This window comes from Nitrospira sp. Ecomares 2.1, from assembly GCF_965152585.1.
Genome location: NZ_OZ224219.1, coordinates 3,126,262 through 3,146,527, shown reverse-complemented (window position 1 = coordinate 3,146,527; position 20,266 = coordinate 3,126,262). Strand labels below are relative to the sequence as shown.

The following is a 20,266-nucleotide window of genomic DNA, read 5'->3' as shown; positions in this document are numbered from 1 at the left end:
TAAAAGACTTCCTGGGAAAAATGACCTCAGAGGGGATAAACCTTATGGACCCATTGCATGACTTTATGGAGTTCGGTTTCGGTCATGGCGGTGCGCGATTTTCGAAACTGCGAATAGACCGCCCGGTTCACCGTGCCATGGGACAATTTTTTTGATTGCTCGTGCGCCCGGACATGCTGTTCAATTTTTTTCCGCAAACGATCTAACCGTTCTTTCGGGGTCTCCTGGTTGGTTTCCATTTGACCCGGTGCGGCCAGGTTCGCCCACAATCCCTGATTGCGCATTTCGAGGACGCCGGACCGCAAGGGTTGAATGCTTGATTCGGCCCGATCGGTCGGAAGGAGGCCCGGTGCATCGGGGGATGTCCCTTCTCCGAGAGGCTGTGTCGATGAGGGGCTGTCGGCAAGCGCCGTGGTCCGTTGGGCCAGGATATATCCCAAGCATTCACGGAATGGCCGGTCGTCCGGCGCATAAATATAAGCCCGTTGCTCTGCATAAGGTCCCGCCAGCGGATCCATGCGTGTGGCTCGATGCACGACCTGTTCGATCCATGGCTTGGTCCGGATATGGGTTAAACAGATAAGATGGGTAATGGCCGGCACATCCAGGCCTTCATAGGCCATGGCCACGGTAATCAGGCAATCCACGGCTCCGCTACCCTGTCGTTTAAAGGCTTTGATTGCCTGATAGGCTGCCGTGGAATCCTCGCTCGTGGCAATTCTGGCCGGCACGCCTCGTTCCTGAAGCCAGGCCGTATACTTTTGCGCCTGCTCAATATTGGCCGCCACCACGAGGAGCTTCGATCGGGAATGGGTCGTGCGATGGACCTGCCAATCCTTCACGCCCGTGCTCAAGAGTTCCAGAGCTGCTTCGGTTTTCAGCGCCGTCAGAAGTGCTGCTGCGGTCTGTTTTCCTGCATGTGCCAGGCTTTCAACATGGTGCTCGGCTCCCTGAGCGTCTAACCAGGTCGCCTGACAGTTCGCGTAATGGACGGTCAAATCAATGCAGGCATGTTCACGCAGGGCATCGGCTAAGGTGTAATGAATGACGGCCCGGGATTCTGTATTGTCCCAATCAAGCCGGTTTCCCCGGTCGGTGGTGGAATACGGCAGGAAGGCGATGGGTGTGCCTTCACCACGTTCGAACGTTCCGCTCATCAATACTCGCAGTGCTGCCCGGTCGTAGAGCGGCTGAATGGCCTCATGCCACAGGCCACCCTCTTCGAGATGGTGTGGTTCATCCAGAACGAGGATGTATCGCTTGCGGCGGAATTCTTTGGCGTTGATCTTACGCGTGTCGGCTGCCAGCGCCTGATAGGTGGTGACATAGGCCGCACACCCTCTTGTGGGATTTTCCTGGTTGGTGGTCATCATGGCCTCCAGCCGATGCCCTAAGAGCGCCCGGTGGCTGGGATCCTGAAAACCGCGCGCACCCTGGTCCTGTAAGACACTGCGAGGGACAATCCAGCACAGGGCGTCGGCAATGGCTGGAATCAGGCGGGAAGCCAGGATCTGAGGCAACAGGCTTTTGCCTCCACCGGGGGTGACCGCACAGACAATGTCTGTCAGGCCTCGCCCGCCTAATATTTTCTCGCAAATGTCCACTAATTCCTTCTGGTGGCGCCGTAGCTCCATGCTTATCCCTCGGCCATCTCCAGTGGAGTGGTTGGATGCTCAGGAATGCGACGGGCCTTGCCCTTCTGTGATGGAGGGACGTGCGATTTCGAACGATTGCGGGCGCTAACGGGATCCTCTATGTTGCCACATTGAAGGCAACGGTCCATGAGGACTAACTGACTGCTGCCCTCTCTATCATAAACGGACTCTTTCACAATCAGTCCACCACATCGCTTGCAGGCCATAAACAATTTCCTTTCTTGAAAAAGACATTCGTTGTCACTGGGAGGGCCTCATTCCGTTCGAGTCCTTCCCTGAGATCTTCCCTGATCTGATGCTGGGCTTTACCGACAACTGAACCCTGGAATCACCCTTATTGGGGCTGTTGAAAAAAGCCGCCAGCGGCGTTCTCGCCATTTTTCCGTGCTCACGTACTGGAAGTACGCTCTGCGCGGAAAAATGACTGCGGCCTTGCTGGACGAACCCTTCGAAAGCCTCAGGACATGCTTTTTTGAACCGCCCCGAGGCCTCTAATATGCGACGTGCCTGTGGGTCAATATGCTCTTGGAAATTATTATTCAACACTCCCTTATTTGGGAACATGCGACCGATACAAAAGTGGCACAGGTGTACCGGAAGGTTTATGGTTCCCCATCCCTCTGTGAACCATTGAGAAAATTTCAATCGATGATTGTGAAATGAACCTGGAAAGCGAAGCGGTCTTCCCTCTCCCAGGGATCCAACTGTTGATGGAATGGACCCGGAAACTATGGGTCAGCGTTACATTCTCTGCCGGCATGTGGCCATACTCTTCAAGGCCACCGTAGGGGAATTACCCGATCTGTATCACTTTCTGCTTTTGCCTTTCGCTCATGTCTGTGAACAAGATAGAAACTTTTCAATCAAGCACTTGTTTAGGGTGGATAGACATACCCAAAATGGCAACAATTTGCAATCGAAAAATGACGCGCTGCCTTAAAAATTGAGCGATTTACACGGTCGGATTCCCTATCGATATCCCAAGAATGGCTGAGGTGTCTTTTGAGCTGAGAATAATGGATTGTAAACCCATCCACTGAGCGAGGCTAGACCCCCCGGAAATTATTCCGAGCCCTCCATCCCGTTCCAGGGGTAGAGGTGACAAAGATTGGCTTCCCATTGCCAGGAGGTTCGGTCATGCGGTAGGCTCCCTTTCCCTTGTTACGGATCAGCGTCCGCTCCCCGCGTCGGTGCGAGATGCACGCCCTCCCTGACGTTCACGCCAATCGCATGATGATGGTCTCACGCCTCTCCCGGCTATGACAGACTGAAATCGTTGGCGTCATATCTGTGCCCTCGGGGCTTTGCCTGTGCGTCCTATGTCTTGAAATGACTTGAGAAGATGGCTACCTAAGGAGAAGAACGATGCCAAAAGCGAAACGAGAAAAGAATTGTTATGTGTGTGAGAATGCCGAGTTAATTCGAATGAGTTTTATGACTTGCCGGCAATGCGCTCGTCATTTTTGTAGTCGTCATGGCGACCCCAAAATGGATGAATGTACCAATTGTCTTGACGGCGATGAGGAAACTTAGACCGGCTCACCAACAGTTGGGTCGGGCTTTTTCCAGCAGGGAGCATTGACTCGGGTCATCCAGAAACCGGGATTGCACCTTCTGGTGCAATCCGAACGATGAGCAGCCAATGAAAGGGTCCGGAGTGCGCGGCTTGGGAATGGCAATCATCCGGACTGATTCGTGTTCGGATGTCTGGTCTCAATCCCATTGAGATCGCGAACATTCACCCCACACCTGACGTCAATCGTCTTCCCACACATCCCCTCAATTTTATACACTAAGCGGGCATTGAGACGCTATTCTCCGACCCGGTCTCCTCTAACTCCTTTGTAGGAGAGAATGGGGTAGGGCTTCTATCAAGTCCGCCACACGTGTTGGGTATAGCCATGGGTCTTAATCTCCAGGCGTAGGGCTACGACGGTCAGAACATCCTATGTGTATCTCTGATTCGTTACGCACCCGGAGTGGTATTCCGATTGCCCTTCGGAAATCACAATCCCCCCTGAAAATTCTGTGTGTGCTGCTGCTGTTGATCATATCGCTGTCCGGTTGCAGTCGACAGCATGGGGTCGCGACGGATCATGTTCCCAAAACCGAATCGGCGATTATTGTGGTGCCGGGGTATTACGGCACGCGTTTAGTCCGCGAAGCGGACCGCAGTGTGGTTTTCATTTCCCTCACCCAAGCGTTGTTCGGTCGTCAATCGTTAACACTTCCCGTTCCTGAATTGGGATTTAAGGGGACAATCGATTTGCAACCCGATGGCATTCTTGATGAGGTTCGAGTCGTCCCGCTTTTGTACTCCATTGACGTCTATGGCTCCTTGCTGGACCGACTCCGGGTCTCCAACCAGAGGAGTGGGGAAGTGATCCCCTTTACCTATGATTGGCGTGGGGATCTCATGGAAGCTGTTCGAAGTTTGGATGTTCTTATACGCCGACTCCGGGGCGAGGGAAAGAAAGATATCTCTATTGTCGCCCACAGTATGGGAGGCCTGATTGTCAGCTACTACCTTCGGTATGGTGTCCAGAATATCGATACGGCCGTGGAGACCTGGAAGGGTGCTGAGGAGTTCAAACGTGTGGTGTTGGTCGGCGTACCATTTCTTGGAGCTATGAAATCGTTTCGAAACATGAATTATGGGGCGACCTTTGGTTGGAACTCCTCTCTGCTCAGCTACGAGGCTTATGCGTCTTTCCCGGCCAGTTACTATCTCTTACCGGTTGCCGATTCTGATGAACTGCTTACTCCGGAACTGAAGCCCTTACACGGGGTGATCAGAAATGCCGGACAGTGGCGACAGTCCGGATGGGGGCTGCTCAGGAATACGGAAGATTTTCCCAACGACATCGTTGAGCGGCGTGCGAGCTATACGTCCTTTTGGCTCCATCGATCGCAACGCTTTTTGGATCTTCTTCAGGAGCCTCAATCCACACCAAGTCAGAAGCATCCTTCCCTTATGTATCTGTACGCGAAAGGCACAGCAACCTTGGCAAAGGGTGTGTGGACGGGGAATCAGGGTGGTCAAGGTATTGATTCCTTGTTCTTTGATAATTCCGATTTGGCTGGGACAGAGTCTCCTGGAAAGTTTCCTACCGTCTATGCTGATGGAGATGGAACGGTTACGGTATCATCCGCATGGCTTCCGGCAGCCTATCGTCGAGCCTTTCAAACTACTATACGGGATTATGAGGTGGGACATACCGAATTGGTCACGACCCCGGACATCCAAGACGATATCATAAGATTTCTGGGTCCCCGGTAGTACCCCGGAGGGTCGTGGACAAAAGGCCACACCATGAGTTTCAGGACTTTTGTTTGGAGCGGGGTGCCGTTGACGATCCTCCAAACACTCGTCTACGCCGTCTTTCTGGAATAAGGTTTGGGATAGGTGAGTGGTGCGGCAAGGAGTTTATGGAGAGAGCGCACGGATATAACGCACCAGGTCCAGGACCTGTTCATCGGTGAAGGTGTCCGCCCAGCCATGCATTTCGCCCCTTCCTTTCTTGATAATGGAAAAGAGTTCCTGGTCGGTTTTGGTCTGAGTCATTTGCGAGGTCAAATTGGCTGGGTCCTGTTCCAGGAAAGGACGTAAGGCGCCTCTGCCGTCCCGCTGTGGGCCATGACAGTCCTGGCAATATTGGAGAAAGAGCGCTTTGCCGGGTTGGGCCTGTTCCTGTTCAGCGAAAGTCGGGGGAAGGAGGATTATACCCATGGCTGTGATCAGGAGAACAAAGCACATCAATGGGCCCAAGCGTCTCATGGAAAAAAGATTCCGGAATCCACCAAATATCCTTAGGGGCAGAAAAGGAATGTGCACCGTCCCGGTCGAGTTCGCTATCTTATCGCCCTGAATGGTGCACGGGCGAATGTTTGTTCCCTTGACTATTTCTTGACCAGTACGGCGGTTTTTGCCGCACCTCCCCCCGTCACCACGCTCACAAATAACATTCCAGTGGCGACGCTGTCGGGCACGGTTACTTCTATTTTATCATCACCTTGAAGGGTGAATTCCGTTGCCTTTACGGGTCCAAACGTGACCTCATGCAGGCAATCTTTTTTCTTTCCGAAATGTTCTCCCATAATGACTATTTTAGCGCCTGCCTGAAACTCATCCGGTTCGATTTTGGTGATGGTGGGTCGATAGGTCGGATCGCATACTGGATCATCTTTGAGGGTTTGCTCGCTGGACACCGTAGGCGATTCGGATGTGCCCATAATCGCGGTGTCGTTTTGAGGGGAAGGGCTTGATTGGGCTTTTGCCTCGCTCATCCACATCGAGGGTAATCCTAAAATAGCTGGCAGTATGATAACGAATAATGTCGCGACCCTCATATAGTAATCCTTTCAGAAAAAAATGAGAATAAAGCCGCACCGTTTGAGTTAGGCGTATTAAAGCCTGTTTGAATCCACGAAAGCTAGCCCCCGGAAAAATCAGCGTGATCCTCTTTCGGGGGTACTTTTAGGGCGATGAAGGTTCATAAGGCGCTATTCGTCTGATGTAGGCGGTGACGGCGCGAATATCTTCGATGCTGAGTGTGTCCCACCATCCGTGCATTGGACTGAATGCCAGCCCCCAGATGATCGCTGACCGAAGGTCCGTCTCCGATTTGGCTCGGGATTCCATGCGTTGAAAGTTGGCGGGTGGCACGATGAGCGAGGCCGCGTCCGGTCCATCGCCTTTTCCCTGGACCCCGTGACATCTCACGCAGTGGGCTTGATACACGGCCTCTCCTTGGAAGAGATCGACTTGCGGCTCCTGGGCTCCACTGGGTATGGCCCACCCGATCAGCAGAATTAAACTCCAAAGCATGATGCGAGATTTCATATGGTGTCTCTCCTTGTGAGTGTCCATGCGATATGATCGAGTGAGGCATGGGATCGGACGGGGTTCATCATTATTTTTAGTTTGAGATATCTTGGGTTTCCGGCGCGGGCGTGCCGGGGGGTTGGTTCCCTGCCATTCGACTCTAGCCATTTAGTCTTGATGCGACCATTGGTAGGTGATCTTCTCTTTGAAATCCCGATAAAGATATTTGCCCAGGCGTTGGGCAAAGTGTTCGGTGGTCGTGTCGGTATCCGCCCCGTCAGTTCTTTATTCTTGTACAAAATGGAACGCCTTTGCCTTTTGGGTATCGTTATCATCTTTGCCTCGTTTTTATGATGATTACATTACTCTGTAAACTGCATTCCTATAAATGGATAAATCCAATTTTCATGCCGTAAAGGGGAACCGAATCGTTCTGGATAGAATTAATGGAAAAAGGCCCACACAGGGTTTTTGGAAGTTGACTTGCTGGTTGGATAGGAAGGCGGATTAAAACTGTACCATCATGCCCCATGCCGGAAGAGTTCATCCGTCCCACTTTTCCCCAAAATCAAGTTCCAGGTGGTGAAGGATTTCTGGAGAAATTGAATTAGGAAATGGTTCCCAACGTCCTGTCGCCAATTTCCATGAGAGGATATACCCACCATCGCCTTGGGTTGCAGGCTTCAGTTTTTCCACGGTATCAAGATGTGTCGTGAGGGCTATAGCTTGGTCGTTGTGGAGGGCTGTGGTCTTTGAGCTGTCTTGATTTGTGCGAAGGGCGCAATCTTATTGGATTAATATCTCATTCACTGTTAAAAAGAGCCGATTAATCAGTTCCCCAGATAAGGAACCAACGCCTGTTGCCACTAAAGCTGACAACAGAATGCTGATGAAAATGATGAATAGAAATCTCATGACGTTCTCTTTTCCTGGGGTTATCTTGCTTTATCCAATTATTATTTGATGACTTCAGTGTGCCTTTCAATCATTCTCTTGAGAGCCAATAGACGATGTGATCTCCACATGATCTCAGATGTCATGGAGTGCCGCAGTGGTTGCAATTTATAGCTGGAGTAAGACCGTCATGAATATGACTCAAAGGAAGGGGAATCACGGTCCATGGCCACCAGCATAGAGTCAGGTAGGGTTTCGCAATCGGCGGGAATCCAATCTGGGTGCGATTTGCTATGTTTAGATGCAGTCTGACAGGGAAAATCGTGAATATTACTGGGCTGACTTGTGCCTTTGGCCTTACCTGAAAGGCCTCCAGAATGGGTATGGCAATCAGTCTAACTTCATGTTCGATACGTGAAATGGAGATAGGGGGAATGGCACAGTGATTTTGTTCAAACTTCCAGTTTCAGCAGGAAGTTTTGGGGGAGTCGATTTTGTGAACAGAGGAACCGCTTGAGCTTACTGGTTGGAAAGATTGTGGATCTGTTGTTCCAGTTCTTCGATGCGGTCCAACAATTCCAAAGCTACGCTGACTCCCGGCCAGTTAATCCCTAAGTCTCGATGTAACCTGAGCCCCCGACTTAACCGGTCAATGGCGTCCTCGGGAAACAACACCATCCCCTCCGGGTCCGGGTCCGGTGGTTGAATAATTTCCCATTGCAAACAGACCTCCAGCATGTCTTCGCCGATCCCTAAGCGGGTACAGACTTCTTCACGGCGAATTCTCCCGAAGGTGATGATTTCCGCGGTAACCTGTTCTAAGGATGCTTCTGAGTCGTCAGTCATTGGCGGCCTCCCGAAGAAGGGTTGAACGGGGATCAGGGTGATCGAACTTAGCTAATTGCTCATAGAGTTGTTGTTCCTCGGGAGAAGGAGTCTCAGGAGTGACGATGTCCAGAACCACAAATTGATCTCCATGCCCTCCTGTTCGTTTGGGCAGTCCCTTGCCCTTCAACCGCATTCGTTGTTGGGATTGGCTCCCGGCGGGAACTTTCAGACGGACCGTTCCTGATAAGGTGGGCACCGGAATGTCGGTGCCCAATACGGCCTCCCACGGCCAAAGCGGGAGAGTGACCACAATATCTGAATCTTTGCGTTGAAACACGGGATGAGGGGCAATTTGTACATGAAAGAATAAATCCCCTGGTGGTCCTCCTCCTCGACCAGGCGCGCCTTTTCCTTTCACCCGAAGTCGTTCGCCATCCCGCACTCCGGCCGGAATGCGAACTTCGATTGAGCGAGGCGTTCCCCCGGCATCAGGAAGATTCAAGGCCCGTCGTGTACCCGTGAAGGCTTCTCGTAGTGAGATCGGCAGATTGGCTTCCAGGTCCGCCCCTGCCATGGCGAATCCTCGAAAGCCAGCCCCTTCCCGTTGAGCCCCCTGACGGAACATGCTCTCAAAGATATCACTGAAATCAGCGCCTCCCTGGTTATATCCGCCGGGTCCTCCCCCTGGATACGCTCCGCCGCCCTGTTGGCGGGCCCGTTCATAGGCCTCGGCTTCCTTCCAGTTCATGCCGTATTGATCGTATTTTTTTCTGTTTTCCTCATCCCCTAAGACTTCATAGGCTTCATTCAGCTCTTTGAATTTCTTTTCCATTTCCGTCTTTTTTTCGCCGGGATGCAAGTCCGGATGATACTGGCGTGCCAGCCGACGATAGGCTTTTTTGAGTTCTTTGGCATCGACGGTTTTTTTCACCCCCAGTATGTCGTAGAAATCTTTTTGTGCGGATGCCATAAATGAAAATCCTTGACTAGTTTAAAAATGATCCTGGCTCACAGAAAACACCATGATGCCTCATAACTGTAAAGCTAGCCTTTTTCCCCAAAAAAAGACAAGAGCCAACTTTTTCTGATAAGCATCCCATGGCCGCCTTTGAGCAGGCGGAATGTTAATCGCCGGTAGACAGAATGATGAGAAAGGGGATTCGTTCGAGCGAAAGGAATACGGCGATGACATTTTCTCACTGTGGAATTTGAGGGCTGGGGATTTCGTGCCCAGGAGATCCTTTTCATTTGATCGCAGATTCCTGCGGTGGCAGAGTTTTCAGTTGTCTACCGTTATATGGTCACGTTGGATGATTCAGAAAATTGATTATTACCTGCCCAGATGCCAATTTTATGCTGGCTTCAAGTCATCGCCAATACGTGTGTTGGTTCAGCTTCTACCCTTGTACCCCAACGTATTATCCTTTTGCTACCTCCCGACCCTATGACATATTCACAAATATGTATTAGGGGGTAACGGAGAGAAAGATGGTGCTCCGTCCGCGTTGGAGGAGCAGCAAAACTCTATCTTTGGATCCGAGTTTCCCTGTTAACCGTTGAAAGTCATCCGCATTGTTGACGGCTTCACGGTTAATTTCAAGAATAATGTCACCTTCCCGTATGCCGGCCCGGAAAGCGGAACTCTCGGGATCAACCTTAGTCACTTTCATGCCCTTTTCCCCTACGGGCATGGATTTCGCGGTAATCCCGGATAGGGCATGATGTCCTCTCAATTCTCCTGTCGAGGCGAGGGTTCTGACATCTTTAGGCATTTCAGAAAGGGTCACTTGTACTTCACGGGGGTTTCCATCCCGGAGGACATGTAATGTTACGGGGGAATTGGGCGCACTTTCCGCCACCAAAGATCGGAGATGCCGAGTGTCGGCCACAGTCTGTGAATCATATTTCCGAATGATATCTCCGCGTTGGATGCCGGCCTTTTTGGCAGGGCTGTCTTCCATCACTTCGCTGACCAGGGCCCCCTGCGTATCAGGAGTATCAAATTGGGTTTGGAGATCTGGGGTGAGGTCCTGAATCGAAACGCCCAGCCATCCTCTGACCACCTTCCCATGTTCAATAAGGCTGGCCTGAATAGACTTGGCCATGTTGCTGGGAATGGCAAAACCAACGCCCATATATCCCCCGGAGCGGTTAAAGATGGCAGTATTGATCCCGATCAACTCTCCCTGGAGATTCACTAAGGCCCCACCCGAGTTACCGGGATTGATCGCCGCATCGGTCTGAATGAAGTCTTCATAATCGACAATCCCCACATTGGCCCGACCCACTGCACTGACAATTCCCATGGTGACGGTTTGGTTCAGCCCAAATGGATTGCCAACGGCCATCACAATTTCACCGACCTGTAGTTGATGGGAATCTCCCCATGGCAAGACAGGCAGATCCTGGGCATCTATTTTGAGTAGAGCCAAATCCGTTTTGGGATCAGTGCCTATGACCTTGGCTGAAAAGGTTCGCTTATCGGATAACAGCACTTCAATGGCATCACTATTTTCAATCACATGATTATTCGTGATGATATGCCCATCGTCACTCACAATGACTCCCGAACCTCCTCCTTCTTGACGAGGGGAGGGAGGCGGTTCGAACCGCCGGTCAAATTCATCCCCAAAAAATCGACGGAAGAAGGGATCATCAAAAAATGGTGATCGCAATGTTTCTGGACTTTTGGCGGTGCCGGTTGTGGAAATATTGACCACAGCGGGACGCGCCAGCTTGGCCACCCGAATAAGGGCGGTGCTCTGAGCCTGGGCGTCTTGTTGCCCAAATGAGAGTGCACCAGACACTAAGGGTTGTGATGAGGAATCCGAAAGAGGCGTCCCGCTAACTTTCAATTGTGGTGAGAGGCCTGGCAGGAGACTGGAGTCCCCAGCGATTCCCAGGCCCAAACATATACCAGCGATGAGCAGGGCCATGCCAATGAAGGTGAAGATACCCACGCCCCGTCCATTCCATTTTTGAGCTAGTTGGGATTGACTCATCATTGGACCTCACGAAGAAAATTATACTATGTGAAAAGAACTTCATACACGCAGTCTTGTTTCACATCAAGAATGATCAAGCCTAAAGGTTCTAAAATAAATAAAAATTTATGTCTGTTTCCTGACTAGTTCATTCAATAAATCCAAGGAACCATTTCAGAATCAGCGCATCGATAAATATGATCGCGACAATACAACCCATGGTAAGCAATTCAAACATTGGACACCTCCCTTTATTAGATACATAGGGGTCGGAGCCGGTTGTATCCCGAATGCGTGGAATGCTCCTCCATGTCTTTCAAATAAGACTAAAAATTCCTATGGTCAAGAGGTGGGAGTCCTGAAAATTCCGTTCCACGGGAACGTTCGAAATCCTATATCCGGACTATATCTATATTGATGTAGGCGCCCATGGTTTATGAATTTAGACAGTTCTAAGGCCTGCACAGATGCCTTTTCTAGCACACACTGGTTACGAAACGCCCTAATTGCCTAATTCTGCTGAACATTTTTCCTTAAAATCACCATGGAACATTGCCGGTCCGAAGCAGTTTCTTGACTTGATATAAAAAATGATTATCGAAATTTTAATTGAAGACGATACTGTGGATTCTTGGAAGCCGTTTTCCTCCACCTCTAATTAGAGAGGGATAAGCCATATTGAGCAAAGGAGAGTGGTGAATGGTTTCCTGAATACAAAGACCCTTCGAGGATCAAGCACAGAATCGTAGAACCATACGGATTTCATTTAAAATTATGTCAGAGAGGAAGGTTAAGAAAGGAGGCGACATGAGTCTTCATCAAGCTATCAAAAGTCTCATAATAGGAGCTCTCGTGCTGGGTGTAAGTCTGGGGCAACACCTATGGGCGAATGAACCGACTAAAATCAGGTTACCAACGGATCGACGAAACATGAAGGGGTAGTTTCTTCTGTTCAATCAGAGGTGGAATCTACATAAAAAGAAGAAGTCGTAAAAAAGCGGAAAGCGTTGGTAAAAGAAGCCCTCAATGCTCTTTTAGAGACCAAGAAAGCGTTGAAGTCTTTGGAAGATGGCAACACCAAAGATGCTCTGGCCGTATTGGCCGAAGTGACCGGACAATTGGAAATTGTTATTTCGCGGGATCCCGACCTGGCGTTTGTTCCCGTCGATGTCGAAGTGACTACGAGTGACATCTATGCCGATCTTGACAGTATTAAAAAAGCAAATGAACAAGCGGAAGACTTTCTCCAGAACGGGGAAGTGCAGCAAGCCAGAGTCCTCCTCTCAGGTCTTGCAAGTGAGCTGGTCATGACTAGGGTCAGTCTTCCGCTTGCTACCTACCCTGATGCTATCAGGGCTGTAGCGCCATTGATTGATCAAGGGAAAATTGAGGAAGCGAAGGCGGCTCTTCAAGCGGTATTAGAAAATTTAGTCGTGACCAATGAGCGCGTCGTCCCACTGCCCATTCTTCTGGCTGAAGCGTTCATCAAAACGGCTGACGATCTAGCCAAACAAATAGAGACTCCAGCGTTGAACAAGGCGAAAAGTGGTGATGAGAGGGATGAGGCAAAAAATTCGGAAAATGAAAAATCCCAAAAAGAACAAGTTCTGGAACAGCTTCAGAACGCTCGACGTCAGTTAAAAATGGCTAAGACTTAGGATACGGGTTAGAAGAGAATCGTTACAAGGAATTTCACGAGTCCATTGAGGCGATTGAGAAAAAGGTGCAGGTGAGGAAAGCCCACAAGGGATATTTGCCTCTTTGAAGGGGTCAGTATCTCAGTTCAAGCAATTTCTTTTCGAAGAATAATTTTTTCCTCGCGTCACAGATTTATGACAATAGCTGATTGGAAAGAGGAAATGAGAAATGCGAACCGTAAGTGAAAGAGAAAGATACGCATGGATGTGTTTAATTATCCTGGGGTTCCTTGCTCTGACGGGCTTCGGGTCATATTACGATAAAGTTCCTGATGGGCAACTATCCTCGGCCATAAAGGAGCGTTTCAGATTGGATGGCCGGATAAACGCCGATCAAATAATCATTGAAGTGAAAAGGGGCCACGTCATGCTAAGTGGGGTAGTGGATACCGTGACAGAAAAAATCCTCGCTGAAGGCCTGGTTGCTGGGAGTATCATCGGGGTGAAATCGGTCGTGAATAATATCTCTGTTCGACCGGCCGTGAGCCAGGATGATGCAATCAAACAGGAAATAGACGAGTATTTGAAAAACACGCCAGCCCTTCAGGGGAAAACGATTACCGTGAGTGTAAACGATGGCATCGTTAAGCTTGAAGGATTAGTGGAAACCGTGTTTCAGCGGTTAGCCGCGGAAAAGGCAGTTGAATTGGCCAAGGGCGTAAAGGGCATAGTCAGCCTTGTGAAGATTAACCCTTCACGTCCAGATCGGGAAATTGAAAAAGAAGTCGCCATGTATTTATTGTGGTCGCCTATCGTGAATATCGATGGTGTGGATTTAGCCGTACATGACGGTGTTGTGAAGTTGGAAGGAGCTGTCGAGCATAGTGCGCATATTTTGTCGTTGGAACAGGACATTGGAAATATTATGGGGGTTGTGAAAGTCGATGTGTCGAAAATAACAGTGAAAAACAGGAAATCTCGTGCGGCTTGAGGAGGATGGGCAACTTGGATTCAGGCGGTGGAGATTGCAAGTTGTAGAAATTTGAATAGGTTCTTTTGGGCAGTGTCAGGCCAACCGAAGTTGCCAGGGGGTATCATGAAATGAACAAGGTTATGATACAGATCCAATGCCAAAAGAAACGTAGAGATTGGGAATGGCCAAAATCCCTACCTCATGCGACAATTATTCTGGCCACACCATTGATCTATGCGATGTTCATCCCTCTATTGGTTTTTGATTTCTGTGTGGAATTGTATCAGCGGGTGGTTTTCCCTTTACTCGGACTCCCGCTCCTATCGCGTCGAGAGTATATCCGACTTGACCGGCATCGGCTTCCCTATCTGAATCCGATTCAGAAAGCCGGTTGTCTGTATTGTGGATATGCCAATGGATTACTTCAATATGCTTCTCGAATTGCAGCCGAAACAGAAAAGGTGTTCTGTCCCATTCGACACCAGAGCGGCGGCAAATTTCATCCACCGGCTCATCACATCGATTTTGCTCCCTATGGAAATGCCAAAGAATTCCAAAGAAAAATGGGTATCTAACCTACATACACAACGCATGAATTCCAACTCGATGTGATTGATTGAGTCAAATTTGGGCAAACACCTTCGTCAGCCTACCTTTTTGCTTTTATCCCGACTTCTTTGTACTGTTTATACTTGCTTATTTAGGTTATGAGGAAATATTGGACCAAAGTGAATTGGTTGGGAAGATTGGAGGGATCTATTCCGTTAGGCCGATGTGGCTACGAAAAAGCATATGTATTAATTCTGGATAAGAGCCGTGACATTGCCTGAACAATTCTTAATTGAGTGATCCCTAACCGTTGATGTGGTTCTGGCCGATACCCCGATTCCTCCGATTCTTCGAGTTCAAGCCTATAATCATCTTCTTGGTGAATCCGGCGTATGTTTTTTTGCGACTTCAGAGTTGGCCAAGGTTTATCGAAAGGGGTATCCGAAGTCCCTAAATTCAGCACCGTTCCTATTACCCAAAGCCAATACAGTCCTTCGCCAAGATTTAGATAATTGATTTGCTCTTCATGATATTCATCCGCAACTGGTGGGAGAGTTTGAAGATAGTGCCATGCAAAAGGCCTTTGGGCAGGCAGGAAAGGGAGTTTTCCCTGGTTCCACAATCATGAAGGCTGAAATATGTCGCCAATATCAAGTTGAGGTGGTGGGAGATGCGGGTCACGTTAAGCAACGATTCTATGCGCAGACAGTCGACCGCCGGATTAAGCACCCGTCAGTGCTAGCGATTACAGAATTGGCCAAACAATGAACATTTGGATTGGTTGGAAAATAAGGGAATCATGGGAAAGAGCCGGACCGGTCATGTGATAATTTCCTTTTTTGGAGTTGACGTTATCCAACTTGTCCCAAGAGAAATGCTCCGTTCACAACATGAGGCCCGGCTCCCTCCCTCATCCAACTATGCCACTTTTTTCCTTGTATGGAAGGACACGGATTTCTGTTCGGTATCCTCCTTGAAGGAAGCCCAAATGGCGGCACTCCACATCAGAAACATGAGCGTCAGTATGGCGACGATTGCTTCTCCTAACATGCTCATCCTCCTTTCGATTTTGTGATGATTCCCACTCATCCTGTTTTTGAATAGGTATTCCCCAGTCTTTCCAATCGATTTCCAATGCTCATCGTAACGAAGGCTTTCTTACTCACAACCCATTCAAATAATCCACTTCATCACGGTATATTCATGATGGACTCTCACTATGCGAGCGTGAGCGAGAAGTATCACCCAAAGTAGTAGTCCTGTCTTCTGAATCATTGGCATTGTCTTGAGGCACTTGGTCAAGAGTCGCCAACCGTGAGGCTTCATCACGATGCCGGGCGACTTGGCCCCGAAGGGCACTTACCTTTTGTAAAGTTGTCCCAATAATCCTTTTTAGACCATCCCGGTGAAATCCCTTGGTATCCAGGTAGGGCTTCTTCTCGTACTTGTCGATTTTTTGATTCAACTCCGTCACCTTGGCCGCCAAGTCTGTGGCCTCTTGTTCGAGTTTTTGGGCCTGGGTTAGGTGAAACTCAGCCGTATTGATTGGCCATTCTATGGGGTCAAACTGAAAAGAGGGCTTCGTCGTGGCACCAGACGCATAGTCCACCGCTCCAAACATGAAGACCAATGCTGCGAATAACATCATCATGTTCTTCATCGTATGACCTCCTTCCTTTGAGTTAAGGACCTGAATGCTCAATATCTTTTCTCAGTTCCGTGGTGTCTTTATTATTGATTCGACTGGGATTCTATCATTCCTTCTGTGAAACTAGATAAGTCCTAAATACATAGAGGCAAATTGAAAAAACTTTTAATCAGAATCGAAAAATTCAATCCATGTTTCCCAATCATGGCCGTTTACGTCCTACGGGACTTTCTTTAAGGATAACCCCATTTTAAATTAGGGAGAAAATGAGTGAATAAATATCAGGTGAGACTGAAAGATATCGAGTAGGGACTTCCATTTGACGAGAAGATCAGTCAAAAATGTCAGGCCATTCCGGAAGAGGATTGCCCGGGAGAAAGCATGTTGCGGTTTCCGGCAGTTGGCGTTGTTCTGCCAACCGCCGGGTCACAACGTGAACGAAGGCAGAAGTGTCTTACGTTATGGCAATTTTTCGCACAGCCGGTTTTGCGCCTGGATCTTTCGCGATAGTGATGGTCAAGACGCCATTCTTAAATTTTGCCTCGACGTTATTTTCATCCGCATCCGTTGGTAAAGACAGCATCCGTTGAAACGACCCGTACGAACGTTCGACTCGATGATAGTGTTTAGTCTTGTCTTCTTGCTCGGATCGTTTTTCGCCCTGAATCATTAAGGTACCGTCCGCGAGTGTCATTTGAATATCTTTCTCAGCAACGCCCGGCACCTCCACGGTAATGGTGTATTGCTTCTTGTCTTCACCGATATCAACGTGGGGCAGAATGAAGCCTCCCCACGAATTTCCGTTTTCTCTTCGTCCCGGCGATAGGGGGAATCCTTGGAAGACGTTGTCAAACAGTTGGTCGAGGTCACGATGGAACCGGGCCAGAGGATGGTCGGGCGACCTGGATACGTTTTGACTTCGTGCCGATTGAGATTGTTCTTCCTCTTTTTTGAACCAATTCCAGGGAGTAAGAAGATTTTTGAGTTCCATGGTGGATGTCCTCCTTTCATCTAAAACACTGTTTTGGAAGAAGTGGTTTTCATGATTTTCGCACTGGTTATGATATCCCGGTGAAATGTGGCCGGCCATGCTTAACTCATTCAGTAGCAACAACTTCTACAATAGAGCTAATACATTTTCGAAAAAAGTCAAGCCGTCAACACGGGAGGGAAATACCATGTGCACTCAGCAAATAAAGGGAAAGACATGGTCCAGGGTTTTCCCCTCTTGACTTTTTTTGGTCAGAAATTATTAAAAATACAACAACGAAAGGATTGAAATTTACGATGAAAGGAGGTGAATGTTATGGGTGGTATTATTGAAGGCGTGCTTGCCCTTATGGGACTAACGGCGGGTGTGATAGTAGCCCTCACGGCTTTGTTATTTGGAGATGACCCAAACTCATCAGAGCCGAAAGGGTCTTACCGAAAATCCCGTACCATTCTCCCCGGTGATGAGCGGGTTGCTGCCTAACGCAGAGATTTTCAGGCCCGCTTATGAGCGGGCCTTTATTGATTTTCTTTTTTCCCCGCTCCTGTTCCTGTTTCGGCCAAGAGAGAAAGGAGGATGTCAATTATGAAAAAATTTATCGTCGTTGCAACAGTGATAAATCTGGTGTTGATTGGGTCACTGGCATTCGGAAATCCCGGTCTACTCCCGAAGCATCCGGGCTATCCCATGGGTAATTTCAAAGACCCCGTCCTAGGCATCCCCACGGCGAATGACCCAGGAGAAACCCCACCATCAGCGCAGGAGGGATTGAAACAGGCTGCAGCGTTTCATGATGCCCAGGCAATCAACCCCATGAATGAGATTCGCCCGAATGTGGTTCATGAGGAGCAAAAGACTGCGCCTCAAGGATCTGCTACAAATAGCGAAAAGTAATTTGACGCTAATGTTCAACCACGAAACCATAAACTCGGAGTCAGGACCAGGGGTATGGAAAGAGGGGATCGAATGATCCCCTCTTTTTGTGATGTATCATCGAAAGGCCCGAGAAGATGAAACGCTATCATGGCAAAGGGCAGGCATTTTTAACGTCTTGTTAAGGTGGGAGAAATGCCCGGCGAATGGTTGCCAGAAAGTGATTAATGCGTGGCAGATCGCTTTCATCGCGGCATACAGCAATTAATCGACCTGCCTGCGCTGTAAGTTCTTCGCCCCAATCCATTACTTCCCCCAACCGGTATTGTCCATTTTTAATGCGAAACAGCCGTTCCCCTGCCGGCGTGTCCGCAATGCGGATGTGAAAACTTCCTGATTCAAGCAATTCACATAAGTTGTAGAGAACCCGGATATAGGCGGCCGCATACTTTGCCGGACGTCCATCTTTCTTATTCAGAAATTTGGTGCGTTGATTGTCGGCATAGTTGGTGAAGGCTTCAAAGGCTTTGTGAGGCGACCACAGGGCCGGCAACAGCATGCGCAATTGCTCTCCCCATGCATCGGCTGTGATGATGGGAGCCAGCAACGTCTCAAGAATAAGCGGATGGCCTTGTGTTCCCAGCAGAAGAAAATTTCCGACTTCCCAGGCCGTTTCATCGCCATCCCCTTTGGTCCACTTCGTGGCAGGGTATTTATATCCTAACTGAAACATCTTCTCCGTCGGGATGACATAGACCCGGCGATAATCCCGGTCGCTCTCCTCGGACGCTAAGCCATGGGCATGGGAACCCACGAGAACTTTGAGAAGAGTCTGTGTACGATCGTCTGCCTGAGGCTGCATGATCATTTGTCGTAAATTTCCATTGTTAAGGGTGTGTGAAGCCAAAGACGATCAGAATGACACTCCCGGTTGCCAAAATGGCGATCATTCCCGGCGCCACATATTTTATGAGCGGTTTTCCTCCAAACCATCCTGCTAACAGAAGCTTTACAATCGTATTGGTCATGGCTGCGAGGGTGATGGCCGTGGCGGCAGTCCAGGCCAAAAGACCGTCCTGCTGTAATCGGACAATTGACAACATGATGGCATCCACGTCGGTAGTGCCGGCCAGAAGACTGGACGCATACAATCCTTGATCGCCCAGGTAGGTTTGGGCGGCTTTCGAAATGAATAAGACTCCGGCATACAATACGCCAAATCCCAGGGCCGGACGTAATTCGAACGGGTTGCGATGGGAGATGTCCGGACCATCCGGCGGTACGCGTTGCGCTTTGTTAAATAAGATGAAACTCATGACATACCCGCAGAGGGACATGCCCCCCAAAGGCGCGAGAAGCATGAGAAACAGATCCGGTTGCAGGAGGCTCACGATGACCAGCATTCTGGCAAACATGGTACTGGACGCGCCTAGGATTGCCGTCGCTCCAGGGAGGACCACACGTGGGTTTTCCCCGGCTTGGGTAGCCATGCTGATGGTGACGGCGGTGGAAGAGACCAGGCCTCCCACAATGCCTGTTGTGGCAAGGCCTTTATGGGAACCGATGATGCGAGTGCAGAGATATCCTAAAAAACTCACCCCCGCAATGAGGACCACCATGACGCCGGTATGGAAGGGATTGAGAACATCCAGAGGACCGAAGGTGCGGTTGGGGAGAAGAGGCAAGACGACGAGAGCTAAAATGACAAATTTTGCCGTTGCATAGATATCACCATCGGATACCTGTTGCACCACATGATGGAGTTGTTCTTTTAACGACAGTAGGGCCATCACGACCCCTGCGCTGCCGACAATGAGGAGATACCGATGTGGTGGATCAATCGGAAGAGCTGGGAGTAGGGCGAGCACTCCCAGAAGAAACGTGATCAGGGCGGCGAGTGGGGTGATGATCCCAGGTGGATCCTTTCGACCCCATTCCTTGTCGTACGCGACAACCAGGAGCGCGCCAAGAATCAGGAATGTGGCAATTATGGGCCACACGCCAAGGATCTGGGAGATAAACGCCGACATGGCTCCGGCAAGGGCGATCAGGGGAAACGTCCGCACCCCGCCGATACCGGTTTTACGCTCGATCCTCAGATTCTGCTGACGTTCCAAGCCAATTAAAGCCCCTGAGGCGAGGGCTACCAGAAAGCCAAGAATGGATTCTTCAATAGTCATCATGGGCAGGTCTTATTGAAGCAGGAAATCCAGAGGAAAAGATTGAGAACTATCATTTATCTGATGGTCACCAATACTCACTCAATATGAAATGAGAAGCAAGAAGCGGGCTCAATCGGGTAGAGAACAGATTTAAGCGTTCATGAAAAGCGCCCTTATGAAATTGTCCGATATGGACCGGCTCCCTTTTTTAGTGGACCACAACATGTCGAGTTTTTTTCAGGCGGTG

20 protein-coding genes are annotated in these 20,266 nt (G+C 49.5%); 8 read left to right on the top strand and 12 right to left on the bottom strand.

The window, feature by feature from the left end; genetic code table 11:
* Positions 1-26: 26 nt before the first annotated feature.
* Positions 27-1,634, bottom strand: a complete 1,608-nt coding sequence (locus ACWHYD_RS13850) for a DEAD/DEAH box helicase (RefSeq protein ID WP_447962616.1) — start codon at positions 1,632-1,634, stop codon at positions 27-29.
* A gap of 1,386 nt (positions 1,635-3,020) precedes the next feature.
* Between ACWHYD_RS13850 and ACWHYD_RS13845 the strand changes: the two genes are divergently transcribed.
* Together ACWHYD_RS13845 and ACWHYD_RS13840 are read left to right on the top strand one after the other, a co-directional pair.
* On the top strand, positions 3,021-3,188 hold the full coding sequence (locus ACWHYD_RS13845) for a hypothetical protein (protein WP_447962615.1): 168 nt from the start codon (positions 3,021-3,023) through the stop codon (positions 3,186-3,188).
* A gap of 415 nt (positions 3,189-3,603) precedes the next feature.
* A complete protein-coding gene (locus ACWHYD_RS13840; RefSeq protein WP_447962614.1) occupies positions 3,604-4,935 on the top strand; it encodes a lipase/acyltransferase domain-containing protein in 1,332 nt (443 codons plus the stop codon).
* A 147-nt stretch (positions 4,936-5,082) separates the two neighbouring features.
* Here ACWHYD_RS13840 and ACWHYD_RS13835 read toward each other — a convergent pair whose 3' ends face one another.
* The 6 genes from ACWHYD_RS13835 to ACWHYD_RS13810 form a co-directional block, all read right to left on the bottom strand.
* Positions 5,083-5,385 carry a c-type cytochrome gene (locus tag ACWHYD_RS13835; RefSeq protein WP_447962613.1) on the bottom strand — a complete coding sequence of 101 codons (303 nt, stop codon included), beginning with the start codon at positions 5,383-5,385 and terminating at the stop codon, positions 5,083-5,085.
* 170 nt (positions 5,386-5,555) lie between these two features.
* Positions 5,556-6,005, bottom strand: a complete 450-nt coding sequence (locus tag ACWHYD_RS13830; RefSeq protein ID WP_447962612.1) for an IPT/TIG domain-containing protein — start codon at positions 6,003-6,005, stop codon at positions 5,556-5,558.
* A gap of 127 nt (positions 6,006-6,132) precedes the next feature.
* Positions 6,133-6,498 carry a c-type cytochrome gene (locus tag ACWHYD_RS13825; protein WP_447962611.1) on the bottom strand — a complete coding sequence of 122 codons (366 nt, stop codon included), beginning with the start codon at positions 6,496-6,498 and terminating at the stop codon, positions 6,133-6,135.
* A 1,395-nt stretch (positions 6,499-7,893) separates the two neighbouring features.
* A complete protein-coding gene (locus ACWHYD_RS13820) occupies positions 7,894-8,220 on the bottom strand; it encodes a chaperone modulator CbpM (protein ID WP_447962610.1) in 327 nt (108 codons plus the stop codon).
* Positions 8,213-9,172 carry a DnaJ C-terminal domain-containing protein gene (locus ACWHYD_RS13815; protein ID WP_447962609.1) on the bottom strand — a complete coding sequence of 320 codons (960 nt, stop codon included), beginning with the start codon at positions 9,170-9,172 and terminating at the stop codon, positions 8,213-8,215. Before ACWHYD_RS13815 ends, ACWHYD_RS13820 begins: the two co-directional genes overlap by 8 nt.
* 496 nt (positions 9,173-9,668) lie before the next feature.
* The gene (locus tag ACWHYD_RS13810) at positions 9,669-11,207 is read right to left on the bottom strand and encodes a DegQ family serine endoprotease (protein WP_447962608.1); all 1,539 of its coding nucleotides are present in this window, start codon (positions 11,205-11,207) and stop codon (positions 9,669-9,671) included.
* Between the two features lie 986 nt (positions 11,208-12,193).
* Here ACWHYD_RS13810 and ACWHYD_RS13805 point away from each other — a divergent pair.
* The 4 genes from ACWHYD_RS13805 to ACWHYD_RS13790 all read left to right on the top strand — a co-directional run bounded on the left by ACWHYD_RS13805 (position 12,194) and on the right by ACWHYD_RS13790 (position 15,113).
* Positions 12,194-12,844 (top strand): YfdX family protein, encoded by a 651-nt coding sequence (locus ACWHYD_RS13805; protein WP_447962607.1) that lies wholly within the window; start codon positions 12,194-12,196, stop codon positions 12,842-12,844.
* Positions 12,845-13,052: 208 nt separating this feature from the next.
* Positions 13,053-13,814, top strand: coding sequence for a BON domain-containing protein (locus tag ACWHYD_RS13800; protein ID WP_447962606.1), 762 nt, complete (start codon positions 13,053-13,055; stop codon positions 13,812-13,814).
* Between the two features lie 110 nt (positions 13,815-13,924).
* Positions 13,925-14,371: a hypothetical protein gene (locus ACWHYD_RS13795; protein ID WP_447962605.1), complete on the top strand. Its 447-nt coding sequence runs from the start codon at positions 13,925-13,927 to the stop codon at positions 14,369-14,371.
* 544 nt (positions 14,372-14,915) lie between these two features.
* On the top strand, positions 14,916-15,113 hold the full coding sequence (locus ACWHYD_RS13790) for a hypothetical protein (protein ID WP_447962604.1): 198 nt from the start codon (positions 14,916-14,918) through the stop codon (positions 15,111-15,113).
* A gap of 150 nt (positions 15,114-15,263) precedes the next feature.
* Here ACWHYD_RS13790 and ACWHYD_RS13785 read toward each other — a convergent pair whose 3' ends face one another.
* The 3 genes from ACWHYD_RS13785 to ACWHYD_RS13775 all read right to left on the bottom strand — a co-directional run bounded on the left by ACWHYD_RS13785 (position 15,264) and on the right by ACWHYD_RS13775 (position 16,984).
* Positions 15,264-15,395 carry a hypothetical protein gene (locus ACWHYD_RS13785; RefSeq protein WP_447962603.1) on the bottom strand — a complete coding sequence of 44 codons (132 nt, stop codon included), beginning with the start codon at positions 15,393-15,395 and terminating at the stop codon, positions 15,264-15,266.
* A 151-nt stretch (positions 15,396-15,546) separates the two neighbouring features.
* On the bottom strand, positions 15,547-16,005 hold the full coding sequence (locus tag ACWHYD_RS13780; protein WP_447962602.1) for a hypothetical protein: 459 nt from the start codon (positions 16,003-16,005) through the stop codon (positions 15,547-15,549).
* A gap of 442 nt (positions 16,006-16,447) precedes the next feature.
* Positions 16,448-16,984 carry an Hsp20/alpha crystallin family protein gene (locus tag ACWHYD_RS13775; protein ID WP_447962601.1) on the bottom strand — a complete coding sequence of 179 codons (537 nt, stop codon included), beginning with the start codon at positions 16,982-16,984 and terminating at the stop codon, positions 16,448-16,450.
* A 315-nt stretch (positions 16,985-17,299) separates the two neighbouring features.
* Here ACWHYD_RS13775 and ACWHYD_RS13770 point away from each other — a divergent pair, with 315 nt between their 5' ends.
* Positions 17,300-17,467, top strand: a complete 168-nt coding sequence (locus ACWHYD_RS13770) for a hypothetical protein (protein WP_447962600.1) — start codon at positions 17,300-17,302, stop codon at positions 17,465-17,467.
* Positions 17,468-17,569: 102 nt separating this feature from the next.
* On the top strand, positions 17,570-17,878 hold the full coding sequence (locus tag ACWHYD_RS13765; RefSeq protein WP_447962599.1) for a hypothetical protein: 309 nt from the start codon (positions 17,570-17,572) through the stop codon (positions 17,876-17,878).
* 160 nt (positions 17,879-18,038) lie between these two features.
* Here the strand turns inward: ACWHYD_RS13765 and ACWHYD_RS13760 are convergent, their stop codons facing one another.
* Complete coding sequence (locus ACWHYD_RS13760; RefSeq protein ID WP_447962598.1) at positions 18,039-18,725, bottom strand: DNA polymerase beta superfamily protein; 687 nt, start codon at positions 18,723-18,725, stop codon at positions 18,039-18,041.
* 19 nt (positions 18,726-18,744) lie between these two features.
* The gene (locus tag ACWHYD_RS13755) at positions 18,745-20,040 is read right to left on the bottom strand and encodes an MgtC/SapB family protein (protein WP_447962597.1); all 1,296 of its coding nucleotides are present in this window, start codon (positions 20,038-20,040) and stop codon (positions 18,745-18,747) included.
* Between the last annotated feature and the right edge of the window lie 226 nt (positions 20,041-20,266).

What these genes read in the sequence shown, in the direction of transcription:
- ACWHYD_RS13850 (WP_447962616.1), bottom strand. Translation starts at nt 1,634, where the DNA reads ATGGAGCTACGGCGCCACCAGAAGGAATTAGTGGACATTTGCGAGAAA.
- ACWHYD_RS13845 (WP_447962615.1), top strand. Translation starts at nt 3,021, where the DNA reads ATGCCAAAAGCGAAACGAGAAAAGAATTGTTATGTGTGTGAGAATGCC.
- ACWHYD_RS13840 (WP_447962614.1), top strand. Translation starts at nt 3,604, where the DNA reads ATGTGTATCTCTGATTCGTTACGCACCCGGAGTGGTATTCCGATTGCC.
- ACWHYD_RS13835 (WP_447962613.1), bottom strand. Translation starts at nt 5,385, where the DNA reads ATGGGTATAATCCTCCTTCCCCCGACTTTCGCTGAACAGGAACAGGCC.
- ACWHYD_RS13830 (WP_447962612.1), bottom strand. Translation starts at nt 6,005, where the DNA reads ATGAGGGTCGCGACATTATTCGTTATCATACTGCCAGCTATTTTAGGA.
- ACWHYD_RS13825 (WP_447962611.1), bottom strand. Translation starts at nt 6,498, where the DNA reads ATGAAATCTCGCATCATGCTTTGGAGTTTAATTCTGCTGATCGGGTGG.
- ACWHYD_RS13820 (WP_447962610.1), bottom strand. Translation starts at nt 8,220, where the DNA reads ATGACTGACGACTCAGAAGCATCCTTAGAACAGGTTACCGCGGAAATC.
- ACWHYD_RS13815 (WP_447962609.1), bottom strand. Translation starts at nt 9,172, where the DNA reads ATGGCATCCGCACAAAAAGATTTCTACGACATACTGGGGGTGAAAAAA.
- ACWHYD_RS13810 (WP_447962608.1), bottom strand. Translation starts at nt 11,207, where the DNA reads ATGATGAGTCAATCCCAACTAGCTCAAAAATGGAATGGACGGGGCGTG.
- ACWHYD_RS13800 (WP_447962606.1), top strand. Translation starts at nt 13,053, where the DNA reads ATGCGAACCGTAAGTGAAAGAGAAAGATACGCATGGATGTGTTTAATT.
- ACWHYD_RS13795 (WP_447962605.1), top strand. Translation starts at nt 13,925, where the DNA reads ATGAACAAGGTTATGATACAGATCCAATGCCAAAAGAAACGTAGAGAT.
- ACWHYD_RS13790 (WP_447962604.1), top strand. Translation starts at nt 14,916, where the DNA reads ATGCAAAAGGCCTTTGGGCAGGCAGGAAAGGGAGTTTTCCCTGGTTCC.
- ACWHYD_RS13785 (WP_447962603.1), bottom strand. Translation starts at nt 15,395, where the DNA reads ATGTTAGGAGAAGCAATCGTCGCCATACTGACGCTCATGTTTCTGATG.
- ACWHYD_RS13780 (WP_447962602.1), bottom strand. Translation starts at nt 16,005, where the DNA reads ATGAAGAACATGATGATGTTATTCGCAGCATTGGTCTTCATGTTTGGA.
- ACWHYD_RS13775 (WP_447962601.1), bottom strand. Translation starts at nt 16,984, where the DNA reads ATGGAACTCAAAAATCTTCTTACTCCCTGGAATTGGTTCAAAAAAGAG.
- ACWHYD_RS13770 (WP_447962600.1), top strand. Translation starts at nt 17,300, where the DNA reads ATGGGTGGTATTATTGAAGGCGTGCTTGCCCTTATGGGACTAACGGCG.
- ACWHYD_RS13765 (WP_447962599.1), top strand. Translation starts at nt 17,570, where the DNA reads ATGAAAAAATTTATCGTCGTTGCAACAGTGATAAATCTGGTGTTGATT.
- ACWHYD_RS13760 (WP_447962598.1), bottom strand. Translation starts at nt 18,725, where the DNA reads ATGATCATGCAGCCTCAGGCAGACGATCGTACACAGACTCTTCTCAAA.
- ACWHYD_RS13755 (WP_447962597.1), bottom strand. Translation starts at nt 20,040, where the DNA reads ATGATGACTATTGAAGAATCCATTCTTGGCTTTCTGGTAGCCCTCGCC.